Source organism: Hydrogenobaculum sp. 3684 (assembly GCF_000213785.1).
Taxonomy (GTDB): Bacteria; Aquificota; Aquificia; order Aquificales; family Aquificaceae; genus Hydrogenobaculum.
This window is the reverse complement of the sequence record NC_015557.1, coordinates 530,868-545,329: the sequence shown is the minus strand read 5'-3', so window position 1 is coordinate 545,329 and position 14,462 is coordinate 530,868. Positions and strand designations below refer to the sequence as shown.

Sequence of the window (14,462 nt, the reverse complement as noted above, 5' to 3'; positions counted from 1 at the left end):
TATTTACCGCCTGTTGTAAAGTATTCATTAAATCTTATTCGGAATTTTGTAGATATCTTTCAGCGGACATTGCGGCTATGCAACCCTCTCCAGCAGCAACGACAACTTGACCTGTTTGACCACTTCTACAATCCCCAGCAGCGAATATGCCTGGTACTGAAGTTTCCATATTGTCGTTAACCTTTATATATCCATACTCATCTAACTCTACCAAATCTTTTACTATATCTGTGGCCGGTATCATACCTATAAATATAAAGACACCATCTACGGATAAGATAGAATGTTCACCGGTTTTAGTATCTTCCAACAATAAAGAATTAACAAAATCGCTACCTTGGATGGCTTTTACCACTTTGTTTGGTACAAACTCTATTTTTGGATTAGAGAAAACTCTGTCTTGAAGAAGTGGTTTTGCCCTTAGTTTATCTCTTCTGTGTATTAGGTAAACTTTTGAGGCAAAGCGTGTTAAAAAGATCGCTTCTTGCGTTGCAGAATCACCACCGCCGACAACAGCTATTGGTACATCCTCAAAAAGAGCACCATCACAAGTAGCGCAATAAGATACACCTCTATTTAAAAATTCTTTCTCGCCTGGTACGTCAAGGGTCCTCATACGGGCACCAGTGGCAATTATGACGGTTTTCGCTCTTAACTCTGATCCATTGTCAAGTTGAAGGATTTTAATATTATTATCGTCGTTTTTCACAGATATCACACCTTGCCTATGGATTTTAAGACCAAATCTTTCAGCTTGATCTTTGAATTTGCTTGTAAGTTCTTTGCCGCTTATACCTTCTGGAAACCCAGGATAGTTTTCTACTAAATCCGTTATAGCTATTTGGCCACCAAGTGTTGATTTTTCCAAAAGTATTACATCCATCTTCGCTCTAGCACAATAAAGCCCGGCTGTAAGACCGGCCGGACCTCCACCAATTATTATGCAATCGTAAATTTTATGAGTGTTTATCATAAATTGTTTTTGATCATCTTTCTTAAGCTATCTTCTGGTTGGACACCTACTCTTGTGTCTACTACTTCGCCATTTTTAAACATCATTATAGTAGGTATAGCTCTTATACCGTATCTCATGGATACACCTGGGTTATCGTCTGTGTTTAGCTTACCTACCTTTATTTGGCCAGCAAACTCACCGGCTAGTTTCTCAACGACTGGGGCTATGATTCTGCAGGGTCCACACCAAGGTGCCCAAAAATCAACCAAAACTGGAACTGAGGAGTTTATGACCTCACTTTCCCAGTTAGCGTCTGTAAGTTCAACAACATTTTGTGCCATCTTGAACCTCCTTACACAATAAATTATAAACTTCTATTGCTCTTTTGTCCTTGATAAAATAACATATTATAGCTCCTTCTCTTTTCCATCCTACAATACCTTTTGAGCGAAGTATGGCAAGGTGCTGAGATATATTTGGCTGTGGGATACCTAGCACATCTCCAAGGTTTTTTACACACTGTTTATGTTCTATCAATAATTCCACTATTTTAAGCCTAATGGGATGCCCTAAAGCTTTTAAAAACTCGGCTATATCTACCAAGGTTTCTTCTTTGTCTACTTCTATACTCATAACAAAAATATTATAAACTAATTTTGTTATACACAATGGTTTATTATAACTTGAATATATATTTTCCAAATCATATTAAAAGCTCAATAAAAGGAGGGCCTCCGGAAGGTAGTTATGGATGGACAAAGCGTTTTCCGGAGGCTGTTTTAGGAATTGACAAAAAGCGGTCATCTAGATTAGAAACTATATTGAGCATTTATATAAAACGTGCGTCCTGGTTCTGGTAAATTTACTCCTGTATTGAAAGGATTTGAGTAATAATCGTTATACATGTAATACTCTTGATTTAGAAGGTTATCAACCCCAAGCACCACCGATATGCCGTTTTTAAGATTTATCCCACCAGATACATTTACCAAACCATATCCTGGTACTTTTTTCTCGTTTAAATCTGTGTTTACTTTATCCTGAGTGCTTGCTAAGATGGTTTCTATCTTACCAAAGTATGTTTTGTTGTCGTATTTTAGCGCCAAGACTTCTCTAAGAGGTGGTATATCTGGTAGATTTGGGCTTGTGATGTGCTTAGCTTGATTTGTTATTTGATAGCCTCTAACGTACGAGGTTTCTGATGATACGCTAAGAGTATCTGTTATAAAATATTTAGCGCTTAGATTGGCACCGTTCATATAGGCGTTTGTATTCCAATATTCGTTTATCTTTCCTTTTGGGATATTTGGGTTAGAAAAGTTAGAAAATTGTGTTATGGTTATATAATCGTATATATATCTATAATAAAGATCGAGGTTCATAGAAAATTTGTTGTAATTAGAGGAAAATCCTATATCAAACTCGTTGTTTTGGGCTGGTTTTAGGTTTGGATTTCCTATCCAATAACTATTGCTGCTCATACTGCTGCCCATCCCCATGTTTACAAAATCAAAATATATGTACCTTTCTTCTGGATCTGGTACTCTTACAGTATGTCCAAAGCCAACGTAAAAATTGTTGTTTTGGTTAATGGCTTTATTAAGCTTTATATAACCACTTAGGTATGTATCTTCTTTGTCTTGTGGTGATGCTCCATAAAGTGAAGTGTATAAATTTTTCATACTTGTGTCTTTTTTCACCAAAGAACCGTCTGGTGATGATTTTGTATTGTCTATTCTAAGGCCTATGTTTATTTTTAGGCTTTTAAAAGCATTAAAATCTTTTTTAGCAAAAGCACCTATGTTTGTAATAAATACATCTGGGATTATGAAGGGAGGACTCATGCTCATTGATGTTTGATTTAATACATACCAATCCCTTCTATAAAAATCAAGCCCAAAGGTGGTATCAAATACATCTGTGGAAATAGAAGAACCGTAGGTTTTTGTGCGGGCGTAGGTGGCCATGTACATAGAACTAGCTCTATATTGGTTTGTCATAAGATGATATACGTCTGTATAGTAAGTTTTGAAGTTTATACTTTTGATATCCTTTGAGATGTTTTCTTTGTCTATGTGAAAATTAACAATATTTGATCTATCGTATATGGCATCCATAGTAAGAAATGGATACAGCACGTTGTTGGCGCTTTGCTTTATATACTCTAAACCTATATCTGTATTTGTGGTGGGTGTAAAGCCAAATTTAGTCATGTAAGAGTTTATGTTAAAATCATGGGTTGGTTTAGATTTATACTCGTTTGGTATATAATCTGTGATTTTGACACCGTGAGCGTCTTTGTAAGGTTGGGCGGTTTTGAAAGAATACCCTGCTACAAAGTAAAACTTGCCGTTGTTGTAAGAGGCCTCTACGTTTGGATTTACAAATCCGTAAGAGTTTGCATTAAACGATAAATTTGAGTGAAATCCAAGTTTTGGATATATGGTTTTGACGTCTACCAAGCCACCCATAGAACCTTGATGCGTTACATCGTAAGGACCATATACGATTTTTATCCCCTGGAGAAAGTTTAGAGGTATATGAAAAGCTGGTACATCCATCCTACTTGGACATGCTCCGTAGAGCCTCGCCCCATCTATCAAAACGTTTATATTGTCTCTGTTTAGACCATCTAAAACTATATCGTTTGCAATAGGACCTTTGGAATAGTTAAATATACCAACTTGATTGTCAAGAGCTTGTGCTAAATCCACACTGCTTTTTCTTTGGAGTGTTTTGCTGCTTTTAAAAGCCTCAAAACCTTTTGAACTACCAATTATTTCTAAAGGTTTTAGTAAGAAGATACTTGAAAAATCTTGTGCAAGACCAATAGATGAGAAAACACAAAGACTAAGAAGCGCTCTCTTTACCATTTCCTATCCTCCATTAGCTTTAAATCATATTTTATTTTATCACATATTTTTCGTGAAATCAAGTGAAATATTTGAGGTAAATTTAAAATAGATGTTATTTTTGGTTTTTAATAGTTGAAGTAATGAGGAGGATAGAAATTTTATAGCGGTAGTTTTTATACGTCTCCGGGCGGAGTCGAACCGCCGGCCTCGAGATTAGGAATCTCGCGCTCTATCCTACTGAGCTACGGAGACTAGCAATCTTAATATTATAAATGAAAATGGCTATTTTGTGTTCGTTTTCTAATATTTTAATGTTTTAAATCATTTTTAATAATAAATTTAAATTTATATTCTTTCTTATGAAGAAAGCGTTTGCAATTAGTAAGCTTAGAGAATTAGGATATAAAATAACTCCACAGAGAGAGTATGTTTTGGATTTATTTTTAAATTCAAAGGAGCATCCTAGTGCCGAGGCTCTTTATGGTATGGTAAAGGAAAGATTTCCATATATATCTTTGTCTACAGTATACAATACCCTCAATACATTGGTAGATATAGGATTAGCAAAGACTATTTACTTAGAAGATAAAACCTATTTTGACCCAAATATGGAGCCCCATTCTCATTTTGTATGTGAGCACTGTGGTAGCATCTACGATATGGAACCTGTGTCTATAGATTTAAGCAGTGTTAAAAATGATAATATAGCCAGAACTACCAGTGTAGAGGTTTTTCTCTACGGAGTATGTAAAAACTGCATAAATGTAAAAGCAAATTAGTTGATAAAGATTTTACTTTCATATAGAATATAGATATGTTTTTTTGGAAAAAGTCCGATACTGAGAAAAAGGCAGAGGAAGGGTCTAAAGAAGCTATACTAGAGCTTATAAAAAGCGGTAAAACCTCTAAAGCAGAATCTATATTAGAAAACTTTAAAGACAACGAAGAACTAAGAAAAATACTATTTGATTTATACTTAAAAAATAACGAATATTACAAAGCCTATACGCTTATAGAAAAGTATAAAGATGTGGGTACAGCTCCAGAAAGGGCTTTGGTATACGAAGAATCTGGATATATCACAAAAGCTATAGAGGAATATCTAAAAATAGGAGATTTTAACAGCCTTTATAAAATTGGGCTTTTATATAAGCACATAGGAGATTACCAGAAGGCTTTAGAATTTATCAATAGAGCTTATCAGATAGTTCCTTACGATAAGAAAAAAGAAGTAGAAGAGCTTTTGTTTGACCTCAAAAAGATATTAGGAATAGTAGATATACCAAAAGAAAGTCTCTTTGAAAAAATAAGCAAAACCCTCAAAAAAACAAAAGATATCATTTTATTAAATACTATTTTTATAAATAGAAAAATAGATGAAGAGCTTTTTGAGGAATTAGAGGAGAAGTTAATAAGAGCGGATATAAACGTTAAGCTTGTGTTAAATATTGTAGAAAACCTTAAAACGGAAGCCATAAAACGCAATTTACAGACAGCAGAACAGCTTAAACCACTTTTGAAAGAAGAGCTTTTAAGCATTATAAAAAATTGTGGTAACAAAGATTTATTTTTTGAGCTTTTAAATGAAAAAGAAAAACCGTTTGTTATATTGTTTTTAGGGGTTAATGGGTCTGGTAAAACCACTACGATCGGAAAACTGGCTAGCATATACAAGGCTCAAAATAAGAAAGTGCTTCTTGGAGCAGCGGATACCTTTAGAGCAGCTGCAATAGAGCAATTAGAAGTATGGGCTCAGAGGGCTCAAGTGGATATAGTTAAAAAACAAGAAGGCGCTGATCCTGCATCGGTGGCCTTTGAAGCTACTAAAAAAGGTTTGGAAGAAGGTTATGATGTGGTAATTATAGATACGGCAGGAAGGCTACATACGAAAGAACCACTTATAAATGAGCTTAGAAAAATTAAAAAGTCTATTCAAAAAGCTTATGAAAAAGCTCCTCAGAAAGCTTTGCTAGTTATAGATTCTACTATAGGCCAAAACTCTATATCTCAAGCAAAGATATTCAAAGAGGCTGTAGATATAAACGGTTTGGTGATAACGAAACTAGACGGTACATCCAAAGGTGGAAGCGTTATCTCTATATGTAAGGATTTAGCATTACCAATATATATGACAGCAGATGGCGAAAGAATGGAAGATTTGGATCCTTTTGATCCAGAAACGTTTGTAGACGCTCTACTTAGTTAGTCTATCTCCTCTTCTTCACCCTTATCAAGCTTATAAGATAAATAAAGAGCTCCAGCCACAGCTATTACTATAATAACCAATATAACCGCTCCTAAACCCTCAAAATGAAGAAAACCAAGATTTCCCATTGGGAATATTTTATAACATCAATATAAAATCTATATAAAATTAAGCTAATTTTAAAAATAGCGCTCCTAACGGTGGAAGCGTTAAGCTTATGGAAAAGTTAAACTTATGCCAAGGTTCAGCATGCGCTTCTATGAGTCCAGCATTTCCGACGTTAGAACCCCAATAGTAGATAGAGTCTGAATTTAATATTTCTTTATAAAAACCTGGTTTTGGAACACCTATTTTATAATCATGTCTTGGAACAGGAGTAGCGTTAAAAATACAGATTACGAAATCACCGTTTTTGGCTTTTCTTAAAAATGAAAAAATAGATTGCTCTACGTCTTGAAAATCAATCCATTCAAAACCTTCTGGATCGTGATCTAATTCATGTAAAGCTGTTTCGTTTTTGTAAATTTTATTTAAATCTCTTACCAAATTTTGTATACCTTTATGCGAATCAAACTCTAAAAGATGCCAGTCCAAGCTTTTATCGTGATTCCATTCATCAAATTGGCCAAACTCACTACCCATAAAAAGAAGCTTTTTGCCAGGACTTCCATACATATAAGACAGTAAAAGTCTTAAATTTGCAAATTTTTGCCAGTAATCACCGGGCATTTTTCCTATCAAAGAACCTTTTCCATGCACCACCTCATCGTGAGAGAGCGGTAATATGAAGTTTTCGTTAAAAGCGTAAAGCATTCTAAACGTTATATCTTGTTGATGATATTTTCTATGTATTGGGTCTTTGGAAAAATATCTCAAAGTATCATGCATCCAGCCCATATCCCATTTGAAACCAAATCCAAGCCCACCTATGTAAGTAGGTTTTGTAACCATGGGCCAAGCGGTGGATTCTTCTGCTACTGTAAATATCCCAGGATTAAAGATATATACTGTTTCATTTAGTTTCCTCAGAAAATCAATAGCTTCTAAATTTTCTTTACCACCGTAAATATTTGGTTCCCATTCGCCTTCTTTTCTTGAATAATCAAGATAAAGCATGGAGGCAACGGCATCTACTCTTATACCATCTACATGATATTTGTCAAACCAAAAGTTGGCACTACTTATTAAAAACGCTCTAACCTCATGTCTTCCATAGTTAAATATATAGCTTCCCCAATCTGGGTGATATCCTTTTCTTTTGTCCATGTGCTCGTAAAGATGAGTCCCGTCAAAGAAAGAAAGTCCATAATCGTCTGTGGCAAAATGAGATGGTACCCAATCAAGTATTACTCCTATATCGTTTTGGTGCAGAAAATCCACAAGATACATAAAATCTTTTGGCTCTCCATATCTAGATGTCGGAGCAAAGTAAGAAAGCGTTTGATATCCCCAAGACCCGTAAAAAGGATGTTCCATAATGGGTAAAAACTCTACATGGGTAAATCCCATATCTTTTACATACTCTACAAGCTGATGGGCTATATCCTTATAAGATAAAAATCCGTTTTCTAACGTCCTTCTCCAAGAGCCAAGATGTACTTCGTATATGCTTATGGGTTCTTTGTAGTGGTTTGAGTTTTTTCTTTTTAAAAGCCATGATTCATCTTTCCATTGATAGCCAGATATATCGTAAATGATGCCGGCACTTTTTGGTGGGACTTCTGTGTAAAAAGCGAATGGATCTCTTTTTTCTAGCTCGTATCCAAAGTTTGAGACTATGTAATACTTATAAAGTTCATAGCTTTTAAGATCTTCTATAAAAATTTCCCATATGCCAGAGCTTCCTTTAGGTCTTAAAGGGTATTCTTTTTTATTCCAAAAGTTAAAACTACCTTCTACATAAACTTCTTTGGCATTTGGAGCCCACACGGCAAAGTATACTCCACCTTCAAGCACATGGGCCCCAAGCTTTTCATAAAGATGATAATGTGTCCCTTCGTTGAAAAGATACAAATCTTCGTCGGTTAAAAGGCTTATATCGTAATTGTATTTATAAGCCATTATTTTTTACTATATCTTCTAAAAAGCCAAAAAACTCGTCTTTTAAATCCTCTCTTTGTAAAGCAAATTCAACTATAGTTTTTAAATAATCAAGCTTATTTCCTGTGTCATATACCCTTGCTTTAACTTTGTAAGCGTAAACTGCCTCATCTTCTAATAGCATTTTCATAGCATCTGTAAGCTGTATTTCCCCACCTTTGCCTGGTTTTGTATTTTTGAGCTTTTCAAAAATAGTGGGTGTAAAAAGATACCTTCCTAAAATAGCAAGGTTTGAAGGAGCTGTTTCTATATCTGGTTTTTCTACCATATTTTCTATTAGAAATATATCATCTTCTATTTCTTTTCCAGATACTATACCGTATTTATACACTTCTTCTCTTGGAACTTCGTAAACTGCTACTATGCTTTTTCCAAATTTTTTGTAAAGATTTTTCATTTCAGAGATAATGTTTACATCCGTTTGAATTACTATATCGCCAAGAGAGACAATGAAAGGCTCTGCACCTACTACAGGCTCAGCTGTTAAGACGGCATGTCCAAGGCCAAGTTGCTCTTTTTGTCTTATATATATTGGATTTATAAGGTGAGAAACTGTTCTTATGTTTTCAAGCAACTCTTTCTTGTTGTTTTTCTCGAGAAAAATCTCTAAATCTGTATTTACATCAAAATGGTGCTCTAAAGGTCTTTTATGTCTTCCTGTAACAAAAACAATATTTTCTATATCGCTTGCCAGAAGCTCTTCCACAATAAACTGTATAACAGGTTTGTCTATGATGGGGAACATCTCTTTTGGCATTGCTTTGGTAGCCGGTAAAAATCTTGTACCCCACCCAGCAGAAGGTATAACGGCTTTTCTCACTTCCATATGTTTCCCCTTTTTTATTAAAATAGGTGAGACAGGGGTCGAACCTGCGACCTACGCCTTGTAAGGGCGTCGCTCTCCCACTGAGCTACTCACCTTAATTAAAAATATAATAACATAAAATAAAAAAGTTTGCACAACTTTTAAAAGTAGATGATTGGTATCATTTATTATAAAATTTTTATAATTTGTTATTATAATATCCTCATATGAAAGGTTTTACTAAAGAAGAACAGAAATCGGTATTAGGGATAACGTTTGCTATAGCCGTTAGAATGTTGGGGCTTTTCTTGCTTTTACCAGTTTTATCCCCTTATGCAAAGGGCTTGCCTGGTTCTACACCTTTGCTTGTGGGATTGGCGTTTGGTACTTATGGTTTTGCCCAAGCGTTTTTACAAATTCCATTTGGTTATCTATCTGATAAATACGGTAGAAAACCCATAATAACAATAGGTATGTTAACTTATGTGCTTGGAAGCTTTTGGGCAGGTTTTGCTCATACGGCTATAGAATTAGTATTGGCTAGATTTGTCCAAGGGTTTGGAGCTGTTTCTTCGGCTTTGTCTTCTTTAGCGGCAGACCTTACCCGAGAAGAAGTAAGAACACAAGCTTTTGCTCATATAGGTGCAGCAATAGGTATGGTTTTTGCCTTTTCTATAGTAGTAGCACCTATTATGGCTCACTACATCGGCGTACCTGCTATGTTTTATATAACAGGTATTTTATCTTTTATAGCAATGGTTTATATATTGGTTTTCATAAAAGAACCAAAAGTACACGCCAAAGACAGAGAGATAAATCCATCTTTGAAAAATATCTTAACCCTTATGAAGGATAAAAATCAAATAATGTTAAATACATCAGTGACTGTAGCTCACTACTTCTTGGTTTCCGTATTTACAGTGGTTCCAATTTATTTTATAAAACATGGTTTTCCAAAATCCCACCACTGGATAGTTTATCTTCCTACTGTATTTTTAGCCTTAGTTATAATGGTGCCAGCCACCATAGTTGCAGAAAGAAAAGCTAAGATGAAGGAGGTTTTTCTAACGGCAATTTTTTCGTTGATTGTTGGTTTTACATTGTTTTTTATATTTAGAGGAGTGTTAGCTGGTGTTTTGTTGATAATGTTTTTCTTTATCGGATTTTTCTTGTTAGAACCTATTATGCCATCTCTTTTGACGAAGTTAACCCATAAAGATCTAAGAGGACTTTCTATGGGCTTTTACAATATGAATCAGTTTGTTGGTGCTTTTTTAGGAGGTGTTTTTGGTGGTATTTTTCTTACAAGCCCAAAAACTATGTCTATAGTTGATGTTGCAATAGGGGCAATTTGGCTTATATTAACTTATAAATGGTTAAGTTCAATAAAGATACCAAGAAGTTCAAAAGAATTAGAAGAGGAATTTATAGAGCCGCCTGGGCTTTATTGATAGGCTTTTCAATATTTTTATCTTCTTGCGCAAGTACTACAAATGCTTATGCTCATTATCTTTCATATAGAGTAAACTCATTAGTAGGTGCTAATTTAAGCAAGCTTATCGAAGAGTTTGGTCCGCCGTCAAGCGTTGTCAAGCTAAAAAATGGTTCTCGCATATTTAGTTATATATTTGTAAGAAGATACGTATATCCATCCACTTGCGCTGGTTATTCTTATTATTTTGGAGCTGAGGATTGTTTTCCGCCGGAAGTTGAAGAGAGAAAATTTTATGCAAATTTTTGGGTAGATAAGAATGATAAAATTTATAAGGCAGAATTCTCAAAAGGGGGATTTTAGTTTATTATCCTTCTTCCAAAGGTTCTGGTTTAATTATACAATTTTTACCTTTTTTATATACTTTAAAACGTTTATAATACCCTTTTCTCATGTCTTTAAAAAAGAAATATCTAGGCAAGTAATACATAAGCGCTAAGACTGAAAGTAGTATGCTAATGCCGATGTAATCATCTAAATGCATATAAGGAGCCCTTATCAAAAGCTCTCTTAATACAGCTATGATGGTTGTTTTTATAATAAGCGCTGTATCAAGGCGTCTTTCTTTCAAATATACTATCATAAGCCTAAAAAGCTCTGCTAGAATAAAAAGATACGTAAATTTTGGAAGTATCTTAGAAAATGAATATTTTTCATATATCATATATCGCCCGATATCTACGATGGCAAGGATGCTTAAATAAAATAGTAAAAGTGTCAGAGATACTATGATAGCATCTTCAAAGAATTCAAACAAATCTCCAAGCTTATCGTGTAGTTTGTGCGGTTCCAGCAAAGATCTGTATGCTTTATAAAGAGTTTTTAGGCTTTTCATAAAACTATTATATAAAATTTCTTATTTAAAAGCTAGAAAATTATATTAAAATATATGTAATAAACCTTTAAGGAGGAAAGCCATGAAAATAACTTTAAGCGTTATCAAAGCAGATATCGGAGGATATGTGGGCCATTCTTGCACCCATCCAGATGTGGTAAAAACCACAGAAGAATATGCTAGAAAGTTTATAGGAGATTTAATTATAGACCTAAAGGTACTTACCTGTGGTGATGATATAGCTCTTGTGATGACTCACCAACACGGTGTTGATAGTGAGAAAATACACAAATTAGCATGGGATGCTTTCAGCGCTGGCACTGAAGTTGCAAAAAAGCTTAAACTATACGGCGCAGGTCAAGATCTTTTAACAGATGCTTTTAGCGGAAATATAAAAGGCTTAGGTCCTGGTGTTGCTGAAATGGAGTTTGAGGAAAGGCCATCAGAACCAGTGATAGTATATTTCGCAGATAAAACGTCGCCTAGCGCTTGGAACTTGGCTCTTTACGAGATGTTTGCCAGTCCCATGAATACAGCTGGTCTTGTTATAGATCCAAAAATGCACGAAGGTTTTACCTTTACTGTGTTGGACGTTTATACTGGAAAAGCCGTTAAACTAAACACTCCATCAGAACTTTACGATCTTTTGGCTCTTATCAGCTCAGCATCAAAGTATGTGGTTAAAGAGGTGCATAGAAATATAGACGGTGAAATAGCTGCAGTGGCATCTATTCAAAAGTTGTCTTTAATAGCTGGTCAGTACGTAGGAAAAGATGACCCAGTAATGATTGTACGTACTCAAAGCGGTTTTCCAGCTGTGGGTGAAGCCTTAGAACCTTTTGCAAGGCCTTGGATAGTAGAGGGGTGGATGAGAGGGTCTCACAATGGACCAATTATGCCCGTTGGCTTTGAGGACGCAACACCATCAAGATTTGATGGTCCACCAAGGGTAATAGCTGCAGGTTTTCAAATAGCCAACGGTATGTTGGTAGGTCCAAGGGATATGTTTAAAGATAAAGCTTATGACTATGCTAGAAAAGTAGCTTCTGATATAGCAAACATATTAAGAAGACAAGGTATTTTTGAACCACATAGATTACCAAGCGAAGAAATGGAATATACTACTTTACCAAAAGTTATAGAAAAATTGAGTTCAAGGTTTTTTGATGTGGATAACAACGTCTCAAGCGACAAGTCAAACATGTTAGCAAAAGAAGATATGGATTAAGGAGGACTGATATAGCCCATGGCAAAAGGTACAGTAGCTTATAAAATCTTAGAAAATCATTTGGTAAGTGGGAAGCTTATACCCGGTGAAGAGATAGCTATAAAGATAGATCAAACCCTCACCCAAGATGCCACAGGTACGATGGCTTATTTGCAGTTTGAAGCTATGGGTGTAGACAGAGCAAAGACAGAATTGTCTGTTAGCTATATAGATCACAACATGCTTCAAACGGATTTTAAAAATCCAGATGACCACAAATACCTTATAAGTGTTGCCAAAAGGTATGGTCTTTATCTATCAAAACCAGGCAATGGTATATGTCACCAAGTGCATGTGGAAAGGTTTGCAAAACCTGGTAAAACTCTAATAGGCTCTGATTCTCACACTCCAACAAGCGGTGGTGTGGGGATGATAGCTATAGGTGCTGGTGGTCTTGATGTAGCAGCTGCTATAGCTGGGGAGCCATTTACTTTAAAAATGCCTAAAATAGTGGGTGTTGAACTAATAGGGTCACTGCAAGAGTGGGTAAGTGCAAAAGATATCATTTTGGAGCTTTTAAGAAGATTAACGGTAAAAGGTGGTGTTGGTAAAATCTTTGAATATTTTGGTGAGGGTGTAAAAACGTTAACAGTCCCAGAAAGAGCAACTATTACAAACATGGGAGCTGAGCTTGGAGCTACTACATCGATATTTCCGTCTGATGAGCAAACGAGGTTATTTTTAAAAGCCCAAGGAAGAGAATCAGATTTTATTGAAATACTACCGGATAAAGATGTAGAGTATGACGAGGTAATAACTATAAACCTTTCTGAGTTAGAACCATTGATAGCATGTCCTCATTCACCAGACAATGTAAAAAAAGTTAGTGAAGTAGAAGGCATTCCAGTAGATCAAGTGGCTATAGGTTCTTGTACCAACTCCTCCTTTGCTGATTTAACAAGAGCATCGCTGCTTTTAAAAGGACAAAAGGTAAACGATGATACTATATTTGCCGTTTCTCCTGGTTCAAAACAGGCTTTAGAGTATGCAGCTCAAACAGGTATATTGTTAGATTTCTTGAAGGCTGGAGCTAGAATATTAGAAAGTGGATGCGGTCCTTGTATTGGTATGGGATATGCACCACCTTCTAACGGAGTATCTGTTAGAAGTTTTAATAGAAACTTTGAAGGACGCTCTGGTACAAAGGATGCAAAAGTGTATTTGGCTTCTCCAGAAGTATGTACTGCCTCTGCCATAGCTGGTGTTATAAAAGATCCAAGGAAGTTGGCTAAGGAAAGAAATATACAGTATAAAAAAGTAGAAATGCCAGAGAGATTTCCCTATGGAGATGAAGCTATAATACCACCCCTACCAGAAGAAGAAGCAAAGAAAGTAGAGATATATAGAGGACCGAACATAAAGCCTCTTCCAGACTTTGATCCTTTTGGAGACAACGTAAAAGCTAAAGTAGCCATAAAAGTTACAGACAACATAACCACAGATCATATTATGCCTGCTGGAGCTCAAATATTACCTCTTCGTTCAAACATATACGCTATATCTGAATATGTTTATTATCTTGTGGATCCTGAATTTGTTAAACGCACAAAACAAAACAAAGAACAAGGGTACGACAGCGTTATAATAGGTGGTGAGAACTATGGACAAGGGTCTTCTAGAGAACATGCTGCTTTAGCACCTAGATTTTTAGGTGTTAGAGCTGTTATAGCCAAATCCTTTGCAAGGATACATCATGCTAATCTTGTTAATTTTGGTATAGCACCTCTGGAGTTTATTAACAAAAGCGATTATGATAAGTTTTCACTTAACGACGAGATAGAAATATTAGATATAAGAAAATCCATAGAAGAAAATAAGCCTGTGAAAGTAAGAAACCTAACTACCGGTGAAGAGATAGAAGTCACTTACAACCTAACGCCAAAACAAAAGGAAATACTTCTTGGTGGTGGGCTTTTAAGATATATAAAATCCAAAAATAGGAGATAA

At 35.4% G+C, this 14,462-nt stretch carries 14 protein-coding genes and 2 tRNA genes; 6 read left to right on the top strand and 10 right to left on the bottom strand.

Annotated features, from left to right (window positions below):
* Window positions 1-34: 34 nt before the first annotated feature.
* The 5 genes from trxB to HYD3684_RS03045 form a co-directional block, all read right to left on the bottom strand.
* Entirely contained in the window at window positions 35-973 is a 939-nt protein-coding gene (trxB, locus tag HYD3684_RS03065; protein ID WP_015419228.1) for a thioredoxin-disulfide reductase, read from the bottom strand.
* The gene (trxA, locus tag HYD3684_RS03060; protein ID WP_015419227.1) at window positions 970-1,296 is read right to left on the bottom strand and encodes a thioredoxin; all 327 of its coding nucleotides are present in this window, start codon (window positions 1,294-1,296) and stop codon (window positions 970-972) included. Before trxA ends, trxB begins: the two co-directional genes overlap by 4 nt.
* The gene (locus HYD3684_RS03055) at window positions 1,277-1,588 is read right to left on the bottom strand and encodes a metalloregulator ArsR/SmtB family transcription factor (protein WP_015419226.1); all 312 of its coding nucleotides are present in this window, start codon (window positions 1,586-1,588) and stop codon (window positions 1,277-1,279) included. Before HYD3684_RS03055 ends, trxA begins: the two co-directional genes overlap by 20 nt.
* Before the next feature lie 176 nt (window positions 1,589-1,764).
* Window positions 1,765-3,828: a TonB-dependent receptor gene (locus tag HYD3684_RS03050; RefSeq protein ID WP_015419225.1), complete on the bottom strand. Its 2,064-nt coding sequence runs from the start codon at window positions 3,826-3,828 to the stop codon at window positions 1,765-1,767.
* 160 nt (window positions 3,829-3,988) lie between these two features.
* Window positions 3,989-4,062: transfer RNA gene (locus HYD3684_RS03045), tRNA-Arg, on the bottom strand.
* A gap of 107 nt (window positions 4,063-4,169) precedes the next feature.
* Here HYD3684_RS03045 and HYD3684_RS03040 point away from each other — a divergent pair.
* Both HYD3684_RS03040 and ftsY read left to right on the top strand, forming a co-directional pair.
* Window positions 4,170-4,589, top strand: a complete 420-nt coding sequence (locus HYD3684_RS03040) for a Fur family transcriptional regulator (protein ID WP_015419224.1) — start codon at window positions 4,170-4,172, stop codon at window positions 4,587-4,589.
* Between the two features lie 35 nt (window positions 4,590-4,624).
* The gene (gene ftsY / locus HYD3684_RS03035; RefSeq protein WP_015419223.1) at window positions 4,625-6,016 is read left to right on the top strand and encodes a signal recognition particle-docking protein FtsY; all 1,392 of its coding nucleotides are present in this window, start codon (window positions 4,625-4,627) and stop codon (window positions 6,014-6,016) included.
* Here ftsY and HYD3684_RS08495 read toward each other — a convergent pair.
* The 4 genes from HYD3684_RS08495 to HYD3684_RS03020 form a co-directional block, all read right to left on the bottom strand.
* Complete coding sequence (locus HYD3684_RS08495) at window positions 6,013-6,144, bottom strand: hypothetical protein (RefSeq protein ID WP_012513656.1); 132 nt, start codon at window positions 6,142-6,144, stop codon at window positions 6,013-6,015. The genes ftsY and HYD3684_RS08495 overlap by 4 nt on opposite strands.
* Window positions 6,145-6,184: 40 nt before the next feature.
* Window positions 6,185-8,077 (bottom strand): 1,4-alpha-glucan branching protein GlgB, encoded by a 1,893-nt coding sequence (gene glgB / locus HYD3684_RS03030; RefSeq protein ID WP_015419222.1) that lies wholly within the window; start codon window positions 8,075-8,077, stop codon window positions 6,185-6,187.
* Window positions 8,067-8,942, bottom strand: a complete 876-nt coding sequence (galU, locus tag HYD3684_RS03025; protein WP_015419221.1) for a UTP--glucose-1-phosphate uridylyltransferase GalU — start codon at window positions 8,940-8,942, stop codon at window positions 8,067-8,069. Before galU ends, glgB begins: the two co-directional genes overlap by 11 nt.
* A 23-nt stretch (window positions 8,943-8,965) precedes the next feature.
* A tRNA-Val gene (locus tag HYD3684_RS03020) sits at window positions 8,966-9,037 on the bottom strand.
* Window positions 9,038-9,148: 111 nt separating this feature from the next.
* On the opposite strand from HYD3684_RS03020, the gene HYD3684_RS03015 reads away from it, so the two are divergent.
* A complete protein-coding gene (locus HYD3684_RS03015; protein WP_015419220.1) occupies window positions 9,149-10,372 on the top strand; it encodes an MFS transporter in 1,224 nt (407 codons plus the stop codon).
* Complete coding sequence (locus HYD3684_RS03010; protein ID WP_015419219.1) at window positions 10,369-10,716, top strand: hypothetical protein; 348 nt, start codon at window positions 10,369-10,371, stop codon at window positions 10,714-10,716. The genes HYD3684_RS03015 and HYD3684_RS03010 overlap by 4 nt, the downstream gene beginning before the upstream one ends.
* 4 nt (window positions 10,717-10,720) lie before the next feature.
* Here HYD3684_RS03010 and HYD3684_RS03005 read toward each other — a convergent pair whose 3' ends face one another.
* Window positions 10,721-11,248 carry a phosphate-starvation-inducible PsiE family protein gene (locus tag HYD3684_RS03005; RefSeq protein ID WP_015419218.1) on the bottom strand — a complete coding sequence of 176 codons (528 nt, stop codon included), beginning with the start codon at window positions 11,246-11,248 and terminating at the stop codon, window positions 10,721-10,723.
* Between the two features lie 82 nt (window positions 11,249-11,330).
* Between HYD3684_RS03005 and fbp the strand changes: the two genes are divergently transcribed.
* Complete coding sequence (fbp, locus tag HYD3684_RS03000; RefSeq protein ID WP_015419217.1) at window positions 11,331-12,476, top strand: fructose-1,6-bisphosphate aldolase/phosphatase; 1,146 nt, start codon at window positions 11,331-11,333, stop codon at window positions 12,474-12,476.
* Between the two features lie 18 nt (window positions 12,477-12,494).
* Window positions 12,495-14,462 (top strand): aconitate hydratase, encoded by a 1,968-nt coding sequence (locus tag HYD3684_RS02995; protein WP_015419216.1) that lies wholly within the window; start codon window positions 12,495-12,497, stop codon window positions 14,460-14,462.

Excerpts from the sequence above, each read along its gene's own strand:
- trxB (WP_015419228.1), bottom strand. The coding sequence starts at position 973 with ATGATAAACACTCATAAAATTTACGATTGCATAATAATTGGTGGAGGT.
- trxA (WP_015419227.1), bottom strand. The coding sequence starts at position 1,296 with ATGGCACAAAATGTTGTTGAACTTACAGACGCTAACTGGGAAAGTGAG.
- HYD3684_RS03055 (WP_015419226.1), bottom strand. The coding sequence starts at position 1,588 with ATGAGTATAGAAGTAGACAAAGAAGAAACCTTGGTAGATATAGCCGAG.
- HYD3684_RS03050 (WP_015419225.1), bottom strand. The coding sequence starts at position 3,828 with ATGGTAAAGAGAGCGCTTCTTAGTCTTTGTGTTTTCTCATCTATTGGT.
- HYD3684_RS03040 (WP_015419224.1), top strand. The coding sequence starts at position 4,170 with ATGAAGAAAGCGTTTGCAATTAGTAAGCTTAGAGAATTAGGATATAAA.
- ftsY (WP_015419223.1), top strand. The coding sequence starts at position 4,625 with ATGTTTTTTTGGAAAAAGTCCGATACTGAGAAAAAGGCAGAGGAAGGG.
- HYD3684_RS08495 (WP_012513656.1), bottom strand. The coding sequence starts at position 6,144 with ATGGGAAATCTTGGTTTTCTTCATTTTGAGGGTTTAGGAGCGGTTATA.
- glgB (WP_015419222.1), bottom strand. The coding sequence starts at position 8,077 with ATGGCTTATAAATACAATTACGATATAAGCCTTTTAACCGACGAAGAT.
- galU (WP_015419221.1), bottom strand. The coding sequence starts at position 8,942 with ATGGAAGTGAGAAAAGCCGTTATACCTTCTGCTGGGTGGGGTACAAGA.
- HYD3684_RS03015 (WP_015419220.1), top strand. The coding sequence starts at position 9,149 with ATGAAAGGTTTTACTAAAGAAGAACAGAAATCGGTATTAGGGATAACG.
- HYD3684_RS03005 (WP_015419218.1), bottom strand. The coding sequence starts at position 11,248 with ATGAAAAGCCTAAAAACTCTTTATAAAGCATACAGATCTTTGCTGGAA.
- fbp (WP_015419217.1), top strand. The coding sequence starts at position 11,331 with ATGAAAATAACTTTAAGCGTTATCAAAGCAGATATCGGAGGATATGTG.
- HYD3684_RS02995 (WP_015419216.1), top strand. The coding sequence starts at position 12,495 with ATGGCAAAAGGTACAGTAGCTTATAAAATCTTAGAAAATCATTTGGTA.